Genomic DNA, 17,606 nt, shown 5'->3' with positions numbered 1-17,606 from the left:
CGACGGGGTGTGCTGCAGAGGGGTGAAGGCATGAAAACCTCGTCATCCCGGGTCAAGCCCAGGATGACGAAGCGTAGACTTCAGCGACCACTCTCCCCCAATCTCACGGGACATGACGTTCTGAAGGAGCGGCCGGGCGGGTAGGCGGATCATGTGGCGACAAGCGCTGCGAGCATGAACCGTGCAATGCGCGCCCCCAAATCCGCCTCTCAACTCGCCCGCTTCAAACTCGCCGAACGATCGACCAGCAGCCTGCGCGCCATCTCGAAGTTGATCGGCGGCGAGAAGGCGAAGCTCTGGGCGTATTCGCAGCCGAGCTGGCGCAGCTGGACGATGTCGCTCTCGCTCTCGACCCCCTCGGCGACGACCTTGAGATCGAGGTCGTGGGCCATGGTGACGATCGAGTGGAGGATGATCGGCCGCTGCGGCTGGTCGTTGTTCCGGAGGAAGGACTGGTCGATCTTCAGCGTGTCGAAGGGGAAGCGCATCAGATAGGCGAGGGAGGAGTGGCCGGTGCCGAAGTCGTCGAGGGACAGGCCGACGCCGAGGTCGCGCAGCTTGGCGAGGAGCTTCGCCGAGCGCTCGGGATTGTCCATGACCATGGATTCGGTCAGCTCCAGCTTCAGGCAGCGCGGCGCGAGCTTGTAGCGGTCGAGGACGCTCCTGACGTCGGCGATGAGGTCCTGGCGGATCAGCTGGCGGCTGGAAATGTTCACCGACATGAAGAAGCTGTCGTCGCCGGTCGCCCGGTGGAGGTCGCAGAGGCGCTTGGCGGCTTCCTCGAGGGCGAACTGGCCGAGGGTGACGATCAGCCCGGTGTTCTCGGCGATCGGCACGAATTCGGCGGGCGAGATCGCCCCGCGGCGCGGATGCTCCCAGCGCATCAGCGCCTCGAAGCCTGCGACCTTCTCCGATTCCAGATCGACGATCGGCTGGAAGGCGAGGGAGAGTTCCGAGCGCTCGAAGGCGCGGCGAAGGTCGGATTCCAGCTGCAGCCGGCCGGAGCCGATGGTCTTGTAGGCCGGGCGGAAGGGCTCGATCCGGTCGCCGCCGAAGCGTTTCGCCTGATACATGGCGAGCTCGGCCTCCTTCAGCGTCTCCTCGCTGGTCGCCCCCTCCGCCCAGCCCGACAGGCCGATCGAGCCGGTCAGAACGATCTCCCGGCCGGCGAGGGAGATCGGCGCCTTGATCGCCTCGCGCAGGGATTCGGCGAAGGCGGCGACGGCGGCGACGTCGCTTTCGGAGACGAGGATCAGGCCGAACTGGTCACTGCCGAGCCGGGCCAGCGAATCCTGGGGTTTCAGGATGCGCTTCAGCCGACGGCCGACGGTGAGGAGGATGGTGTCGCCGACGGCGAGGCCGAAATCGTCGTTCACCTGCTTGAACCGGTCGACGTCGATGACGAAGATGGTCGGGCGCACGTCGTCCCTTGTCGCCGCGAGAACGCCGATCGCCTCCAGCCGGTCGCCGAACAGCTCGCGGTTGGGAAGCCCGGTCAGCTGGTCGTGCAGCGCATCGTGGAGCAGCCGTTCCTCGGCCTTCTTCTGCTCGGTCACGTCCTGCAGCGTGCCGACGCAGCGCGCCACCTCGCCGTCGGAGCCGAGCACCGGCCGGGCGCGCAGCTGCATCCAGTGATAGTGGCCGTCCTCGTCCGTAACCCGGAACTCCTGCACGATGCGGCCGCGGCGATGCTCGATCACCGTGTCGAAGGTCAGCTTGAAGCGGTCGCGGTCGTCGGGATGGAGGATCGGCAGCCAGTCGCGTGCGGCGCCGTTCATTGCGCCGATCGGCATGCCGGAGAGCGTGTCGCCGTCGGCGCCGACGAAGATGCGGTCGCGCGGCACGTCCCAGTCGAACACCGCGTCGCCGGCGCCTGCGAGAGCCAGCGAGCGCCGCTCCATGTCGGACAAGAGCCCCTGGGCGAAGCTGCCGCCGGCGAAGGCGTGCTGCATCACCGTGAAGCCGATCAAGAGCACGATCAGCACGAGGCCGCCGCCGAGCGCCGGCTGGATGATGTCGTTGTCGATACGCCCGGAGACGGTCATCCAGCTGGCCACCAGCCAGAGGATGATGAGGCACCAGGTCGGGATCAGCATCACCGCCCGGTCGAAGCCGTGGAAGGAGAGGCCGACGATGAGGGCGAGGCCGATGCCGGCGGTGGCGGCGAGGGAAAGCCGCGCGATGCCGGAGGCGACCACCGGCTCGAAGGCTGCCAGCGCCCCGAGCCCGGCAAGCAGCGCCAGCCAGACGAGGAGGGTGATCGACAGCGCCCGGTGCCAGCGATTGAGGTTGAGATAGGCGAACAGGAACATCGCCAAAGTGAAGGCGAGGGCGACCTCGGTGCCGGCGCGCCAGACCCGTTCCTGCCCCGGCGCCAGCGGCAGCAGCTTCTGCCAGAAATCGAAGTCGATGCAGATATAGCCGAGCACCGCCCAGGCGAGGGCCGCAGCGGCGGGGAACATCGCCGAGCCCTTGACCACGAAGAGGATCGTCAGGAACACGGCGAGAAGGCCGGCGATGCCGAGCACGATGCCGCGATAGAGGGTGAAGGCGTTGATCGTGTCCTTGTAGCCGTTCGGCTCCCACAGCCGCAGCTCGGGAAGCTTGGGGCTCGTCAGCTCGGCGACGAAGGTGACGACCGAGCCGGGGTCGAGGGTGACGAGGAAGACGTCGGCATCGGTGCTGGATTGCCGCTCCAGCGCGAAGCCCTGGCTGGGGGTGATCGAGGCGATGCGCTGGGAGCCGAGATCGGGCGACAGGATGCCGGAGCCGACCAGGCGGAAATGCGAGGCGACGACGAGCCGGTCCAGCTGTTCGTCGGTGTTGTTGGCGAGCGCGAAGACCGCCCAGTTGCCCGAGGCGCTCGGCGACTTCGCCTCGACCTCGATGCGCCGGACGATGCCGTCGGCGCCGGGCACGGTGGTGACCTGGAAGTTGCGCCCCTGGCCGTAATAGACGTCGGTGGCGGGCTCGAGGTCGATGGCGACGTCTTCGCGCGAGACGCCGACCGGCTCGAGCGCGAGAGCGGGCGAGACCAGCCCGGCAAGCGAGGCGAAGGCGAGAATGATGATCAGCCAACGCTGAATGATGAACCGCATGCCCCCCGGCGCTTTCCTTCTGGCCCTTTCGGACCTGCTGGCCGTATCCCGGCCGTAACCGGCCGGGCGCCGTACGCCCGGACCGGGATGTTTCACTAACGCCTGCCTGCGACCCGCCGCGCCCGCCCGCCCCGGTTGCCCCGGTCGTCGGCCGCGGTGGATTGTCGCAGCTTTCGGCAGGTTGGTGAAGCCGCGATCAGCCGCACGATGCAACGTCTTCGGCCGGGCGCGTCCGGCGCGCCGCAGCGCCGGGGCGCCCTGCATCCGGGAGCGACGGTAGAAGGACGCTCGAACGCTGCGGGACTACCCATCCTGCCGACCGAAGATCGCCGCCGGCCTGCGCGCCGGTGCTGTAGCGGCCGATCGCGACCATTCTTCGACAAGCAGCGCATAGAGGCAATGGTCTTCCCATTTCCCGGCGATCTTGAGGTAACCGCGCAGGCGGCCCTCGCGCGAAAAGCCGCAGCGCTCGAGCAGCCGGATCGAGCGCTGGTTGCTCGGCAGGCACGCCGCCTCGATCCGGTGCAGCCCCTCGATCTCGAAGGCGAAGAGTTTCACCGCCTCGACGGCGCGGCGCATATGGCCCTGGCCGGCATACCGCTCGCCCATCCAGTAGCCGAGCGTTGCCGACTGGGCAACGCCGCGGCGGATGTGGCCGACGGTGATGCCGCCGAGAAGGGTGGTTCCCGCGCGGTCGAAGACGAAGAACGAGTAGCCGCAGGCCTCCCGGGCCTCGTGATTGTAGCGGGCGATGCGGCGGCGAAAGGCCGGCCAGGAGAGCTCGTCGTCGGTCCAGACCGGCTCCCACGGCGTCAGGAAGGCGCGGCTCTCCTCGCGCAGTGCGCGCCAGGCGGGATAGTCCGATCGGCGCGGCAGGCGCAGGACGACGCCGTCGCCGGTCAGGACGGGGACGTTCGGCCGGCTGAGGTTGTCGATCAGGCCCATGGCGTGAGAGGTTTCAAAGCCCGGTGTCGCAAGGTCGGTGCGCGGTCAGCCGAGACGCGGATGCGTCGGCCGGACGAAGGCCCTTCTCATCGACCGGCCGCCACCTTGGCCTGCGGCGTCGCCGCGAGGCGGCCGCAGATGTCGTCGAGGTCCGGCAGCCGCGACAACGGGCCGATGGCGGCGAGCGTCGGCCGCGATCCGCTGAAGATCCGGCCGGCGAGATCGGCGAGGCGCGGCGCGGTGATAGCGTCCAGCCGGGCGATCAGCTCCTCGTTGGGGATGACCTCGCCGTTGAACATCAGCTGCCGGGCGATCTGGCCGGCGCGCGAGGCCGGGCTCTCCTGCGACATCAGGAGGCTCGCGCGCATCTGCGCCCTGGCCCGTGTCACCTCGGCCTCGGAGATCCCGCTCGCCGCCTCGAGCAGCTCGTCGACGATCACAGGTGCGAGCTCGGCGAGTTCCTCCTCGCCGGTCGCGGCGTGGATGCCGAAGATGCCGGTGTCGGAGAAGCTCCAGTGGAAGGCGTAGATCGCATAGCAGAGGCCGCGGCGCTCGCGCACCTCCTGGAAGAGCCGCGACGACATGCCGCCGCCCAGAATCAGCGACAGCACCTGGGAGGCGTAGAAATCCCGCGCATAGTAGGGCCGGCCCTCGAAGCCGAGCACCATCTGGGCATCGGCGAGATCGCGGCTCTGGCGAAATTCGCCGCCGACATAGGTGGCGCCCTGGCGCGTCCCGTTCGCCGCCGGCGCAGGCGTCGCGCCCGAGCCGAGCGCGGCCGAGACCTGTTCGACGACGGCCTTGTGGGACACCGCGCCGGCCGCCGCGACGACCATGCGGTCCGGGCCGTAGTGGCGGGAAAGATAGGCCCTCAGATTGTCCGGGGTGAAGGACTTCACCGTCTGGCGCGTGCCGAGGATCGGCCGGCCGATGATCTGGCTCTTGAAGGCGGCTTCCTGGAAATGATCGAAAACGATGTCGTCGGGCGTATCCTCGGCGGCGCCGATCTCCTGCAGGATGACCTGCTGCTCGCGCTCGAGCTCGGCCTCGTCGAAGCGCGAATCGATCAGGATGTCGGTGAGGATGTCGATCGCCAGCGGCACGTCGTTCTTCAGCACGCGGGCGTAGTAGGAGGTGGTCTCGACGCTGGTGGCGGCGTTGAGGTCGCCGCCGACATCCTCGATCTGTTCGGCGATCTGGCGGGCGGTCCGCCGGGAGGTGCCCTTGAAGGCCATGTGTTCGAGGAGATGGGCGATGCCGTGCTCGTTCGCCATCTCGTCGCGGGCGCCCGCCTTGACCCAGATCCCGAGCGCGGCGCTCTCCAGCGTCGGCATGGTCTCGGTGGCGATGGTGAGGCCGTTGGCGAGCCGGGTGATCTCGACGCTCATGCCCTGTCTCCCGCCGTTTCGGCTCTGGTTCGCGCCCTGATGTAGTCCTCGACCGCGGCAAGCTCGGCCGGCAGCCGGTCGAAGCGCTCGGCGCGCTCCATCAGCCCGGCATGGGCCGGCGGGAGGGCCGGCTCGGTGCCCGAGGCCTTCATGACGGCGTCGGGGAATTTCGCCGGATGGGCGGTGCCGAGGGTGATCATCGCCGCGTCGATCTCCGCTTCGCCCCCCGCTGCATCCGATGTCCTGGCGAGCATCGTCTCGGCGACGGCGACGCCGACCGCCGTGTGCGGATCGAGGAGATAGGCGGTCTCGCCGAGGACGCGGCGGATCGTCTCGGCGGTGGCCGCCTCGCCGGTCGCGGCGGCGGCGAAGGTCGCGCGGATCGTGGCCAGCACGTCCTGCGGCAGTTCGAAGCTGCCGGACTGGGACAGCCCGTTCATCAGCCGGCGCACCAGACCCGCGTCGCGGCCACTGGCCTCGAAGATCAGCCGCTCGAAATTCGACGAGACCTGGATGTCCATCGACGGCGACATGGTGGCGCTGACGGTTCCGGTCTCGTAGCGGCCGGTGGCAAGCGTGCGGGCGAGAATGTCGTTGGCATTGGTGGCGATCACCAGCTTCTCGACCGGCAGACCCATGCGCATGGCGGCATAGCCGGCGAAGATGTCGCCGAAATTGCCGGTCGGGACGGTGAAGGCGATCTTGCGTTTCGGCGCGCCGAGGCTGGCGGCGGCGGTGAAGTAGTAGACGATCTGGGCCATGATCCGGCCCCAGTTGATCGAATTCACCCCGGAAAGCCCGACTTCACGATTGAAGCGGGTATCGGCGAACATCGCCTTCACCAGCGCCTGGCAGTCGTCGAAATGCCCGTCGACGGCGACGGCATGGACGTTGTCCTTGCCCGACGTCGTCATCTGGCGCTGCTGCACCGGCGACACCCGGCCGTGCGGAAAGAGGATGAACAGATCGGTCCGCTCGCTGCCGGCGAAGGCGGCGATCGCCGCGCCGCCGGTGTCGCCCGAGGTGGCGCCGACGATGGTGGCGCGCTGGCCGCGCTCCTTCAGGAGATGGTCCATCAGCCGGGCGATCAGCTGCATGGCGACGTCCTTGAAGGCGAGCGTCGGGCCATGGAAGAGTTCGAGCACGAAATGCTTCGGGCCGATCTGGACGAGCGGCGCCACGGCGGGATGGGCGAAGCTGCCATAGGCCTCGTCGATCATCGCCCGAAGGGCCTGCGGCGCGATGTCGTCCCCGACGAAGGGGCGGAAGATCGCCTCCGCAACGTCGGCATAGGGACGGCCGGCGAAGGCCTCGATCTCGCTTTGCGAAAACTGCGGCCAGGTTTCGGGGACATAAAGACCGCCATCCGCCGCCAGCCCCTTCAGGAGGGCATCGGCAAAGCCGAGGATCTCGGCCTCGCCGCGCGTACTCACATACCTCACGTCTTCCAAACTCCCTGCCGGACCAGCGCCGGAAAGTCGGCGGCCGGTCTTGCCGCCCCAAGGCCGTGTCGCCTATCCGGGACGGGGCTGATATAGAACGGCCCGTCACAGTAAGGGAAGAACCCAGCGATGCATACCGTGCCGGCCACCCGGAACCTCATCGTCGCAGCGCTCGCGGCGAGCCTTGCAGCCTGTACGACGGGAAGCAGCGTCGAAAACACCGATCTCGGACCCCCGCCCGCCACTTCCGCCGAAGCCGCCGCCGCTCCGGCCGAGGCCGCACAGGCCCTCGGCACCGAAGCGCGCTTCTGCCCGCAGGCCTCGATCCGCGAGGGCACGGCCACCATCTCCAAGCAGGACGGCGAAGCGCTCGACTATCAGGCGGTGATCGTCGATGCAAAGCGTGACTGCCGCATCGTCGACGGCAAGCTGAAGATCACCGTCGGGGTCGAGGGCCGGCTGATGCCGGGCCGGGCGGCCAAGAACCGCACGGTCGAACTGCCGATTCGCGTTGCCGTGGTCGGTCAGGACGGCGTCATCTATTCCAATCTCGCCAAGGTTTCCATCCCGGTCGAGAAGGGCGGCACCTCGCGTGCCTTCCGCTTCATCGACGACAAGATCCTGATCGCGCCGGTGATGGGCGGGATCATCGTCTATACCGGCTTCGACGAAGGGCCGCCGAAGCAGGGGGGCTGAGCCGAAGCCGCCATCCGCCGCAAGAGGCTGCCGGCCCGGCATTCATCTGATCGGCGTCCGTCCGGCGCGATCCCTCGGCACAGCCCGGCGGTGCGTCACCGTATCGCGCCGCGATGACCGGCGCGGGCGCGGAAAACGCGATCACCCGGAACCACGCCAAGGCGGGTTCCGGGTGATCGTCATTCAGGGGACACCGGGCCGCGCGGTCGGTGCCGTCGCGGTCCCCATCCTCGATGCGGCGATCAGAACTCCGCCCAGCTTTCCTCGCGGGGCGCGGACTTCAGCGCGGTGTTGCCGGCGCTCTGATGGCGGGGCTGGCTGGCCGAGCGCTGGCGTGCGGCCGGCTGTGCCGGCTGTGCGGCCCTGGCCTGCGGCCTGCGGCTGGCGCCGGCCTTGGCGTCCGCGGCGGTGGTGAAGCGCTGCATCAGGGTCGCGAGCTGCTCGGTCTCGACGCTGAGGTTCTTGGCGGCCGCGGTGGTCTCCTCGACCATGGCGGCGTTCTGCTGGGTCACCTTGTCCATCTGGTCGGCAGCTCCGGAGACTTCCCGCAGCGTCGAGGCCTGCTGGTCGGCACTGCGGGCGATCGCCGAGACCAGGTGGCTGACCTCCTGGACACGGGCGACGATCTCCTCGAGCGACTTGCCGGAGGCTCTGGCGAGTTCCACGCCGCTCTCCACCTGCTCGGAGGACGTCGAGATCAGCGCCTTGATCTCCTTTGCTGCCTCCGCCGAGCGCTGGGCGAGGGCCCGCACTTCCTGGGCGACGACGGCAAAGCCCTTGCCGGCCTCGCCGGCGCGGGCCGCCTCGACGCCGGCGTTGAGCGCGAGGAGATTGGTCTGGAAGGCGATCTCGTCGATGACGCCGATGATCTGGGAGATCTGCTGGGACGACGCCTCGATCTTGCTCATCGCATCGACCGCCTTGGAAACGACCGTGCCGCCATTCTCGGCATCGCGCAGGGCCGTCGCCGTCGCCTGGTTGGCCTTGACGGCGTCGGCGGCGGTGCCGTTGATCCCGCGGGTGATCTCCGACAGGGCGGCGACCGTTTCCTCGAGGCTGGCCGCCTGCTGCTCGGTGCGCTGGGAGAGATCATTGGCCGCAGTGGCGATCTCGCTCATCCCTTCACCGATGGTCGAGGTCGCGCCCTTGACCTGGCCCATGGCAGCTTCCAGCCCCTCGAGCGCCTGGTTGTAGTCGACCCGCAGCTGGTCGAGCTCCGGCGTCAGCGGCTTCTCGATCCGGCGGCCGAGCTTGCCGTCGGCGAGGTCTGAAAGGGCGGCGCCGACCTCGGCCACGGCCCTGACGCGCGCGGTGACGTCGGTGGCGTATTTGACGACCTTGGTGACCTTGCCGTTGGCATCGAAGATCGGGTTGTAGGAGCCCTGGATGAAGACCTCCCTGCCAGCCTTGCCCAAACGACGGAACTCGGCGGCCTGATACTTGCCGTTGCGCAGGGCCTCCCAGAATTCACGGTACTCGGCGCTGTCGCGGTAGCTGGCCTCGACGAACATCGAATGGTTCCTGCCGGCGACTTCCGACAGCTGGTAGCCCATCGTCGTGAGAAAGTTCTCGTTGGCGGTGATGATCGTGCCGTCGGTCGCGAACTCGATCACCGCCTGGGAGCGTCCGACCGCCTGCATCTGGCCGGAATAGTCGAGGTTGAGCAGGCGCTCCCGGGCGTCGGCCCATTCGACGACGAAGCCGACGGTCGTGGTGCCCTCGCGCAGCGGGGTCACCAGGAGGTCGAACACCCGGCTGCCGACCTTGATCGAGGCGTTGTGCGGGCGCTGCAGCGTCGCCAGCATGTTGCGCTGGTGGCTGGGATTCTTGTGGAAGATGTCGATGTTGCTGCCGACCAGCGTATCGACGTTGAAGCGTGACAGCTCCTGCTTCAGCTCCGGCTCGGCCTGGCGCAGCAGACGGTCGAGCTCCGGATTGAGATAGGTGATGTTCAGCTTGGCGTCGGCCAGCATGACGTTGGTACGGAGCGCGTCGAGTGCCGCGATCTTGTGCTTGACCATCTGGCTGCGTCGGAAAATGTTAGACATGGTGCGCTCTCAAAGAGGTGAGTCGGATCTTCGAGTCCATGTCTGGGTTTGCCGATGGATGACTTCGGTCTTGAGCCGGTAGGCATGGAAGCTCTTCACTTCACCATCTGCTCAGAAACCTATTAAGGAAGAATTTTCGCAGGCTCACGCGCCAAATACAATAACCTAAGATTGGATTACAAATTCCAAGAATACTGATTACCCAAAGTCATCGAGGTAATCTGATCAGTAATATTGTCGATCTATCACGCTCCGTGGCATTTTCCGGAGCTGTAAAGCGTGCCCTTACGTCTCCTGCCAGTCGGCGAAGACCTCGATGACGGCCGGATAATCGGCGAGCCGGCTGATCACCGTCTCGGCGCCGGCCTCGGTCAAGGCATCGGCGTGACCGGCATAGCTGTGGCCGGCCCCGGTGAAGCCGACGACGCGGCAGCCGGCGGCCCGAGCGGCGCTGACGCCATGCACCGAATCCTCGATGACGACGGCCTGGTCTCCCGTGACTTCGAAGACCTTCAGCGCATGCAGGAAGACGTCGGGAGCAGGCTTCGGCCTGCCGAAGTCCGCGGCGCTGAACACATAGGGCCGGAACCTGTCCCACAGGCCGACATGCTCGAGCTCGAGCTCGAGGCGGGCGGCGCTGGAGTTCGAGCAGATGCAGCGGGGCAGGACCAGCCGGTCGAGCATCTCGTGGGCGCCGGCGATCTCCTCGGCCTCGGTGCCGAGCCGGCGGTCGATCTCGTCGTCGACGAGCTTCATGAAAGCCTGGCTGAAGCGCTGGCCGGTCTCGTCCGACAGGCGCTCGACGATCGCCGGCCAGGTGAGGCCGGCAAACCGCGCCGCAAGGTCGGCCGCGTCGAGTTCGATCCCCTCCTCGCGCAGCATCTCGCACTGAACCCTCGCCGCAATCACCTCGGAATCGATGAGGACACCGTCGCAGTCGAAGATCAGGAGCTGTGGCTGTGGCATTTCCCGGCTGCGTCCTCTTGGATGACATGAAACGGCTTGGGGGCCGGCGGGCGGCGTCCCGGGCGTGCGGTAGCACGGCGCGGCGTCTTCGCAAACGCCCGGGTGCCATCCGGGGCGCGCGACGGGCGGCCATGCAGCAGCCGATCCGGAAACCGGCGGCAGTTCCGGCCGAAATCGTCCGGCAGTTTTATCGATTGTTTACCCCGTTCGGTAACCATGAGGTTCGTCCCTGTTTCCGGCGTAATCGGTGTTTTGTCATGGCTCTTTCCCGCTCCGCACTTCTGCAACGGCCGATCGACCCGGCTTTCACCTTCAAGGACAGGATCTTCCAGGGCCACTGCGTCACCCGCATGGAGGCGTTGCCGGCCGGCTCTGTGGACGTCGTCTTCGCCGACCCACCCTACAATCTCCAGCTCGCCGGAGACCTGCACCGGCCGGACCAGTCGAAGGTCGACGCCGTCGACGACGCCTGGGACCAGTTCGAGAGCTTCCAGGCCTATGACGCCTTCACCAGGGCCTGGCTGCTCGCCGCCCGCAGGGTGCTGAAGCCGAACGGCACGATCTGGGTGATCGGCTCCTATCACAACATCTTCCGGGTCGGCGCCTCCATGCAGGATCTCGGCTACTGGCTGCTCAACGACGTCGTCTGGCGCAAGTCCAACCCGATGCCGAATTTTCGCGGACGCCGGTTCCAGAACGCCCACGAGACGCTGATCTGGGCCTCGCGAGACCAGAACGCCAAGGGCTACACCTTCAACTACGATTCGCTGAAGGCAGCGAACGACGACGTCCAGATGCGCTCCGACTGGCTGTTCCCGATCTGCACCGGAGGCGAGCGGCTGAAGGACGAGGACGGCCACAAGCTGCATCCGACCCAGAAGCCCGAGGCCCTCATCGCCCGCATCCTGCTCGCTTCGACAAAGCCCGGCGACATCGTGCTCGACCCGTTCTTCGGCACCGGCACGACGGGCGCCGTCGCACGGAAGCTCGGGCGGCACTTCGTCGGTATCGAGCGGGAGGAGGCCTATATCGAGGCGGCGGAGCGGCGGATCGCCGCCGTCGAGCCGCTGTCGGCCGAAAGCCTGACGATCCAGGCGGGCAAGCGGTCCGAGCCGCGCGTCCCCTTCGCCAGCCTGATCGAGGCGGGGCTGATCGAGCCGGGCGCCGAGCTCACCGATGCCGGACGCCGCCATGTCGCCCATGTGCGGGCCGATGGCACCGTCTCCGTCGCCGGAGAGGCCGCATCGATCCACCGGGTGGGGGCGAAGGTGCAGGGCCTGTCCGCCTGCAACGGCTGGACCTTCTGGCATGTCGAGGACGAGGGCCAGTTGAAGCCGATCGACGAGTTGCGCCGGCTGGTGCGGGAGCGCATGGCACTGCGGCCCCCGGCGGCGTGAAACCGGATCCTGCGGCGCCGATCCGGCGGCGGCGCCCGGCTGGCGGAGATGGTCAGGCGATGTCGGTCTTGCGGCAACGATCTCGCCGCATCCTCGCCCCGGGCGCGCGGCACAAGATCGCCCCGGGCGCGCGGCAAGCGATCACTGGCGCCGCGATGCGTCATCAAGCACGCCGCGGTCTTGGGCGCGGTCACGCAACGGAAACGAACGTTGCCGCGGGCGAGCATGCGATGCTCTCGGCCCGCGACAGGCGATGGCGTGAGATGGCGGGATGACCGGGCCGGATCAGGCCGGCTGCAGGTTGACGGCCTTCGGGCCCTTGCCGCGCTTGTCGGGCTCGGTGTCGAAGGAGACCTTCTGGTTTTCCTCGAGGCCGGGAAGGCCCGATGCCTGAACGGCAGAGATGTGGACGAAGATGTCCGCCCCGCCATTGTCCGGCTTGATGAAACCGAATCCCTTTTCGGTGTTGAAGAATTTGACCGTGCCGGTCTGTGCCATTATCGGAGTCCTCATCCTGGCATGTATGGGCGCCCCTGGGGGCGGCGGCAGGCAAGTCTTGATTAGGATTAGGAACCGACACATCGTGGGTCTGTGACCCACCCGGGAGAGGCGCTCCCGATACGCAATTCGTCCATTACCCGTGTTCGCGAATTTGCCCGAACGCGGGGAAGAATGCTAATTTCCCAGGGTCATTGCAAGTGAAAGATTTCTGACCAAATTCACGTTTCATTGCGGGACAGCTTCCGTGCCGGCATCTCCCTCTCCAGCAAGCAGCGGAATTCGTTAGACTATGTCGGTTCTCGTCGTTGGCTTTGCCGCCTTCCCGGGCGTTGCCCGGAACCCCTCGCAAGATCTCGTCGACGCCCTAGGGCCGCAATTGGCGTCGCTGGGGGCGGCCGGAGTGGTGCTCCCCGTCGCCTGGGACGAGACCTGGCCGCAGCTGAAGGCGGTGATCGAGACGCACCGGCCGAAGATGGTGCTGATGTTCGGCGCCCATCTGCGCGCCGAGCGCTTCCGGGTCGAGCTCCAGGCCCGCAATCACCGCGAACTCGGCCGGGCCGACGCTCTCGGCGCGTTCGCCGCCGGCCCCTCCATCGGCGACGGGCCGCAGCTCCTGCCCTGCCGGCTGGACTGGGCGTCCGTCGCCGCGGCGCTGCGGGGCGCGGGCGTCGACTTCGAATGGTCGAGCAATGCCGGGTCCTATCTCTGCAACGACACGCTCTATCGCCTCGCCCTTGCCGCCGGAGGGCTCGGGGTCGAGCGCTTCGGCTTCTTCCACCTGCCGTCCGCCGACGAGACCGTGGCCGAGCTGCTCGCCCACCCGCCGCTGCCGGAGGTCTTCATGAGCCTGCCGATCGCGCGGCTGAAGGCCGCCGCGCTGGCGCTCTTGCAAATGGAGGCCGCGGCCGGCAGACAGGCCGAGCCGACAGCCTGAAGGATGTTTCCGACATGACCGCCCGCCCATTCGACGAGGACGCGCTCGACGCCGTCTACAGCAAGGCGCTGGCCGAGGAGAAGGCGGGACGGGCCGAGGCGGCCGCCGCCGCCTACCGGGCCTGTCTCGACATCGATCCCGACGACCATGTCGGCGCGCGGCTGCGGCTGGCAGCGCTCGGGCTCGGCGAGACGCCGGCATCGGCGGGCGAGGCCTATGTGGCCACCCTGTTCGACCAGCAGGCCGAGATGTTCGAGGACATCCTCGTGCGCCAGCTCGGCTACGGCGTGCCGGAGCTGATCGCGCAGGGGCTGACGCAGCTCGGCCTCCACCACTTCGACCGGGGGCTCGATCTCGGCTGCGGCACCGGTCTCGTCGGCACGGTTCTCGACGGCCGGGCGGACGAGATGCTGGGGGTCGACCTGTCGGAGAAGATGGTCGAGATCGCCTTCGATTCCGGCTCCTACGACCATCTCTATATCGGCGAGGCGCTGGGTTTCCTGGAAGACTTCGACGAGGCCGAGCCGTTCGACCTCATCGTCGCCGCCGACGTGCTTCCCTATCTCGGCGACCTGTCGCCGCTGTTTGCGGCGGTGGCCGCAAGGCTTGCGCCGGCGGGCGTGTTCGCCGCCTCGACGGAGTCGCTGGCGGGCGGCGATGCGGCGACTGCCCATGATGGTGCGAATGGTGCCGCCGACGGGTCCGCCGGCCCGGCGCGCGATTTCGCCGTCGGCCGCGACCACCGCTTCCACCATGGCGAGGCCTATGTGCGGCGCGAACTCGAACGGGCCGGCCTGACGATCCTGTCCGCCGAGCCGATCACCGTGCGCATGCAGGAGGGCCAGCCGGCGCCGGGCCATCTCTTCATCGCGCAGCGGCCGGCCTGAGGACCCGCCGCCGAGGCAGGACACGGTCGCCAGCGCTTCTTCGACGGGTCCAGGCGGCGCCGGGATGGGGGTGGAATCGCCGCCGCCCCCGTCCCGGACCCATGGCGGCGTGCGATGGCGCTACTTCGCCGGGGCGGTCTCCGCGGCCTCGTCCGATGATGATGCACCGGCCTCCTTCGCGGGCTGTTCGAACATCACGCGGTTGACCGTCACCTTGTTTTCCTCTTCGCCCTTGCCGCGGATGATCGCGTAGATCGTGTCGCCGGTGGAGCGGTCCCAGGCGATGCCCTGGCCGCGGTTGGCGAGGGGCACCGTCGCCTTCCATTCGAGGACGGAGCCGAATTCCGGCAGCGCCATGACATAGGCTTCCGGCTCGTCGTGGCCGCTGATGTAGAGGTTGCCGTCGGGCCCGAAGGAGCCGCCGGAATTCGACATGTCGTCGAAGGTGTCGACGATCGCGTCGGGGAAGATCCAGGCCTGGCTCGGCTGCCAGTCCGCGTCGAACTTGACGACCTGGGTGTTGTACTTGTTGCCGTAGGCGAGCGGGCTCTTGCCGAAGACGCGATTGTAGTTGGCGAAGGCGCCGTACCAGGCGCCGTCGGGGCCCTTGTCCACCCAGGTGAACGAGCCGAGCTGGATGCCGAAGGAGTGGCTTTCGACATGGTCGAGCGTTTCGGCGTCGAAGATCTCCAGCGATGAGGTCATCGGCCATTCCGGATAGTTCGAATGGGCGACGTAGATCTTGCCGTCGACCACCGAGGCGCTGTCGAAATGCTTGACCGCTCCACCTTTCGGCCGCTCGAACGTCTTCACCAGCGTCTGGGTCGCCTTGTCGTATTTGGCGATGGTGCGGTTGTCGATCGCATAGAAATGCGTGGCGTCCACACCGACCGCCTGGTTGGCTTCGGGGATGGTGTAGGTGGCGACGGTCTCGGACTGCATCTCGGCCGGCTCGCCGGCGAGGGCCGGGACGATCGCCCCGGCGACGAGAAGCGCCGTGGCTGCCAGGTGAGGGATTCGCTGCATGGTCTCTCTTCCTCTGTGACGACGTGGGCGGCCGGGACCGCCCACAGGTTCTGCCGGACATCGCCTTGCGGGCGGGTCACGGGCCATGAGGCGATTGCTATTCCTGACTGATGATCCTGCGATGACAGCAGCCGTGGCGGCGCGGTTCGCCAAGGTCGGCGAAATGCCCTAGATGATCGCCCTCGGGCACGTTTCGGCGAGGTGCGTCCTCGTCAGACCGATGGGAGGTTCTTGAATGCAAATCGTTATGCGGACGGCGATTCTGGCGACGGCGCTGGGGCTGTGGATGGGAGCTGCGGCGGCGCAGTCGGGCGAATCGTCGGGTGGGTCCGCAGCGGGCGGCACGCCCAGCGGGGAGACGAACCAGCAGAACCCCGTGCTGCCGCCGGATGCGGCCCCGACGCCGATGTCGCCGGCCGAGACGGAGACGCCGCAAGAGCCGGCGGCCGCCGGCGGCGAGGCGAGCGATGCCACCGGGAGCGGCGCGCCGCTCGGCGCCGCGCCGACGGAGACGCCTGCCGGGGGGAGCGGCCAGGAGGCGGCGCCGGCCGCCGGTCAGAGCGGCGCGGCCGCGAGCGACGGGCAGCCGCGCAATGCCGTCGGCGACAAGTTCCAGATGCCGCATCTGACGCCCGAGAACCAGACCGCGATCATCACCGATCTCTGCGGCATCCAGATCCGCGACATGTCGCCGGCCGCGTGCACCTGCCTTGCCGGCCAGGCGATGGAACAGCTCTCCTCGCCCCAGCGCGACTATCTGATCGCCAGCGTCGTCGCGCCGCCGACCGCCGACCAGCTCCTGCGGCGAGGCACCGTCACGATCGACGACCAGAAGACGATCTTCGCCTTCCTCGACGCCACCTCCAACGCCTGCAAGTCGGGGACCTATGTGAAGCCCGATGCGGACGCCGCGCCGAAGTCCGGCGGCTAGAGGCGCGCTCGGCGTGAGGCTTCCGGCGCCGGTCCTTCCGGGACCGGCTTGCCGGAGGACGCCTCGCCCCTTCGTGAATGCCGGCCTGCCGCCGGCGGCAGACCCTTCCGGGAAAGGCCGTTGATCCGATGCCCGTGACCACGCGGCTCCGCACGCTGCTGCACAAGGCCGAGGGCGGCTTCGACCGGGCTCGCTGGGCCTTCAAGCGGCGGACCGGCCTGATCGGCACGCCGCTCCTCGTGCCCTATCGCGGCATGGCGACCCCGCAGGGCGTCTGGATCCGCGGCCGGGTGCTGGAGGACGAGGGGGTGACGACGGCGCCCCACAGCGATTCGACGCTGCGGAACGTCTGGCTGACCCTCAAGCGCTACGAGACCGACGAGATCAAGGGCGCGCGCATCGCATGGCGGGCGCTGGGGCAGTCCGGCGAACTCGTCAGCGACGGGGAGGGCTATTTCGACGCCGTCCTGCCGCTGCACCCGGGACCGGAGACGGCGCCGTGGTTCTGCGTGGAACTCGAGCTCCTGTCGGCGCCGTTCCACGAGGTCAAGCCGCTCGGGGCGGAGATGAAGGTCCGCAGGCACGGCCGGTCGGCCCGCTTCGGCGTCATCTCCGACATCGACGACACCATCGTGAAGACCGGGGCGACCAACTTCCTCAAGCACTGGCGCACCGTCGTCGCCAATTCGGCGCGCAGCCGCACGGCCTTTCCCGGCGTCTCGCATCTCTATCGGGCCCTGGCGAAGGGCGGCGAGGGCCCGGAGACCAACCCGATCTTCTACGTCTCGTCGAGCCCGTGGAACCTCTACGACCTGTTCGAGAGCTTCCTGGCCCTGCGCAAGATCCCGCATGGGCCGATGTTCCTGAAGGATTTCGGCCTCGACAGGGACAAGTGGCTGACCGGCGGCCACGACGGCCACAAGCTCGAGATGATCGAACGGATCATGGACGCCCATCCGGACCTGTCCTTCGTGCTGATCGGCGATTCCGGCCAGCGCGACGCGGCGATCTATGCCGAGGCCGCGCGCCGCCACGAGGGGCGGGTGCTCGCCGTCCACATCCGCGACGTGACGCGCGGGATCCTGACGGACCATGCGGGCGAGGGCCTTGCGGCCTTGCGGCAGATGGGCATCGCCGTGACCAATGCCGAGACGCTGTTCGAGGCGGCGGCGAGCGCGCACGAGATGGGGCTGATCGATGCGGACGATGTCGAATCGGTCCGCAAGGCGATCGAGGAGCGGCACGGAGAGGGCTGAGATCCGCGCTTTTCAGGCGGCCGTCGGGGGATGATCCGGCTTTTGGACGCCAGCGGCGGCATGCGACGATTTTTCCGGCATCCTTCAACCG

Annotated in this window: 14 protein-coding genes; 6 read left to right on the top strand and 8 right to left on the bottom strand. The window is 68.0% G+C overall.

What is annotated here, in order from left to right; genetic code table 11:
• Window positions 1-209: 209 nt before the first annotated feature.
• The 4 genes from ATO4_RS08945 to thrC all read right to left on the bottom strand — a co-directional run bounded on the left by ATO4_RS08945 (window position 210) and on the right by thrC (window position 6,873).
• Window positions 210-3,098: an EAL domain-containing protein gene (locus ATO4_RS08945; RefSeq protein WP_083591134.1), complete on the bottom strand. Its 2,889-nt coding sequence runs from the start codon at window positions 3,096-3,098 to the stop codon at window positions 210-212.
• A 303-nt stretch (window positions 3,099-3,401) separates the two neighbouring features.
• Window positions 3,402-4,043, bottom strand: a complete 642-nt coding sequence (locus ATO4_RS08940; protein ID WP_083591133.1) for a GNAT family protein — start codon at window positions 4,041-4,043, stop codon at window positions 3,402-3,404.
• 86 nt (window positions 4,044-4,129) lie between these two features.
• A complete protein-coding gene (locus ATO4_RS08935) occupies window positions 4,130-5,431 on the bottom strand; it encodes a pitrilysin family protein (protein ID WP_083591130.1) in 1,302 nt (433 codons plus the stop codon).
• Window positions 5,428-6,873 carry a threonine synthase gene (gene thrC, locus ATO4_RS08930; protein WP_083591246.1) on the bottom strand — a complete coding sequence of 482 codons (1,446 nt, stop codon included), beginning with the start codon at window positions 6,871-6,873 and terminating at the stop codon, window positions 5,428-5,430. Before thrC ends, ATO4_RS08935 begins: the two co-directional genes overlap by 4 nt.
• A gap of 129 nt (window positions 6,874-7,002) precedes the next feature.
• Here thrC and ATO4_RS08925 point away from each other — a divergent pair, with 129 nt between their 5' ends.
• The gene (locus ATO4_RS08925) at window positions 7,003-7,569 is read left to right on the top strand and encodes a hypothetical protein (RefSeq protein WP_083591128.1); all 567 of its coding nucleotides are present in this window, start codon (window positions 7,003-7,005) and stop codon (window positions 7,567-7,569) included.
• A 242-nt stretch (window positions 7,570-7,811) separates the two neighbouring features.
• Here ATO4_RS08925 and ATO4_RS28675 read toward each other — a convergent pair whose 3' ends face one another.
• Both ATO4_RS28675 and ATO4_RS08915 read right to left on the bottom strand, forming a co-directional pair.
• Window positions 7,812-9,617 carry a methyl-accepting chemotaxis protein gene (locus ATO4_RS28675; protein ID WP_083591126.1) on the bottom strand — a complete coding sequence of 602 codons (1,806 nt, stop codon included), beginning with the start codon at window positions 9,615-9,617 and terminating at the stop codon, window positions 7,812-7,814.
• A 285-nt stretch (window positions 9,618-9,902) separates the two neighbouring features.
• The gene (locus ATO4_RS08915) at window positions 9,903-10,583 is read right to left on the bottom strand and encodes an HAD family phosphatase (protein WP_083591124.1); all 681 of its coding nucleotides are present in this window, start codon (window positions 10,581-10,583) and stop codon (window positions 9,903-9,905) included.
• A gap of 257 nt (window positions 10,584-10,840) precedes the next feature.
• On the opposite strand from ATO4_RS08915, the gene ATO4_RS08910 reads away from it, so the two are divergent.
• Entirely contained in the window at window positions 10,841-11,980 is a 1,140-nt protein-coding gene (locus tag ATO4_RS08910; protein WP_083591123.1) for a site-specific DNA-methyltransferase, read from the top strand.
• Window positions 11,981-12,265: 285 nt separating this feature from the next.
• On the opposite strand, the gene ATO4_RS08905 is transcribed toward ATO4_RS08910, so the two are convergent.
• Window positions 12,266-12,478, bottom strand: a complete 213-nt coding sequence (locus tag ATO4_RS08905; RefSeq protein ID WP_083591122.1) for a cold-shock protein — start codon at window positions 12,476-12,478, stop codon at window positions 12,266-12,268.
• Window positions 12,479-12,770: 292 nt separating this feature from the next.
• Between ATO4_RS08905 and ATO4_RS08900 the strand changes: the two genes are divergently transcribed.
• On the top strand, window positions 12,771-13,415 hold the full coding sequence (locus ATO4_RS08900; protein WP_083591120.1) for a hypothetical protein: 645 nt from the start codon (window positions 12,771-12,773) through the stop codon (window positions 13,413-13,415).
• Window positions 13,416-13,429: 14 nt separating this feature from the next.
• Complete coding sequence (locus ATO4_RS08895; protein WP_083591118.1) at window positions 13,430-14,302, top strand: methyltransferase domain-containing protein; 873 nt, start codon at window positions 13,430-13,432, stop codon at window positions 14,300-14,302.
• A gap of 120 nt (window positions 14,303-14,422) precedes the next feature.
• On the opposite strand, the gene ATO4_RS08890 is transcribed toward ATO4_RS08895, so the two are convergent.
• A complete protein-coding gene (locus ATO4_RS08890; RefSeq protein WP_083591116.1) occupies window positions 14,423-15,328 on the bottom strand; it encodes a cycloisomerase in 906 nt (301 codons plus the stop codon).
• Between the two features lie 235 nt (window positions 15,329-15,563).
• On the opposite strand from ATO4_RS08890, the gene ATO4_RS27685 reads away from it, so the two are divergent.
• Window positions 15,564-16,259 carry a hypothetical protein gene (locus ATO4_RS27685; RefSeq protein ID WP_176222916.1) on the top strand — a complete coding sequence of 232 codons (696 nt, stop codon included), beginning with the start codon at window positions 15,564-15,566 and terminating at the stop codon, window positions 16,257-16,259.
• A gap of 134 nt (window positions 16,260-16,393) precedes the next feature.
• Entirely contained in the window at window positions 16,394-17,515 is a 1,122-nt protein-coding gene (locus ATO4_RS08880) for a phosphatase domain-containing protein (RefSeq protein WP_176222915.1), read from the top strand.
• The last annotated feature ends 91 nt before the right edge of the window (window positions 17,516-17,606 follow it).

Source organism: Aurantimonas sp. 22II-16-19i, assembly GCF_002088275.1.
Taxonomy (GTDB): Bacteria; Pseudomonadota; Alphaproteobacteria; order Rhizobiales; family Rhizobiaceae; genus Jiella.
This window is presented reverse-complemented; position numbering and strand designations above follow the sequence as displayed.

What these genes read in the sequence shown, in the direction of transcription:
- ATO4_RS08945 (WP_083591134.1), bottom strand. Translation starts at nt 3,098, where the DNA reads ATGCGGTTCATCATTCAGCGTTGGCTGATCATCATTCTCGCCTTCGCC.
- ATO4_RS08940 (WP_083591133.1), bottom strand. Translation starts at nt 4,043, where the DNA reads ATGGGCCTGATCGACAACCTCAGCCGGCCGAACGTCCCCGTCCTGACC.
- ATO4_RS08935 (WP_083591130.1), bottom strand. Translation starts at nt 5,431, where the DNA reads ATGAGCGTCGAGATCACCCGGCTCGCCAACGGCCTCACCATCGCCACC.
- ATO4_RS08925 (WP_083591128.1), top strand. Translation starts at nt 7,003, where the DNA reads ATGCATACCGTGCCGGCCACCCGGAACCTCATCGTCGCAGCGCTCGCG.
- ATO4_RS28675 (WP_083591126.1), bottom strand. Translation starts at nt 9,617, where the DNA reads ATGTCTAACATTTTCCGACGCAGCCAGATGGTCAAGCACAAGATCGCG.
- ATO4_RS08915 (WP_083591124.1), bottom strand. Translation starts at nt 10,583, where the DNA reads ATGCCACAGCCACAGCTCCTGATCTTCGACTGCGACGGTGTCCTCATC.
- ATO4_RS08910 (WP_083591123.1), top strand. Translation starts at nt 10,841, where the DNA reads ATGGCTCTTTCCCGCTCCGCACTTCTGCAACGGCCGATCGACCCGGCT.
- ATO4_RS08905 (WP_083591122.1), bottom strand. Translation starts at nt 12,478, where the DNA reads ATGGCACAGACCGGCACGGTCAAATTCTTCAACACCGAAAAGGGATTC.
- ATO4_RS08900 (WP_083591120.1), top strand. Translation starts at nt 12,771, where the DNA reads ATGTCGGTTCTCGTCGTTGGCTTTGCCGCCTTCCCGGGCGTTGCCCGG.
- ATO4_RS08895 (WP_083591118.1), top strand. Translation starts at nt 13,430, where the DNA reads ATGACCGCCCGCCCATTCGACGAGGACGCGCTCGACGCCGTCTACAGC.
- ATO4_RS08890 (WP_083591116.1), bottom strand. Translation starts at nt 15,328, where the DNA reads ATGCAGCGAATCCCTCACCTGGCAGCCACGGCGCTTCTCGTCGCCGGG.
- ATO4_RS27685 (WP_176222916.1), top strand. Translation starts at nt 15,564, where the DNA reads ATGCAAATCGTTATGCGGACGGCGATTCTGGCGACGGCGCTGGGGCTG.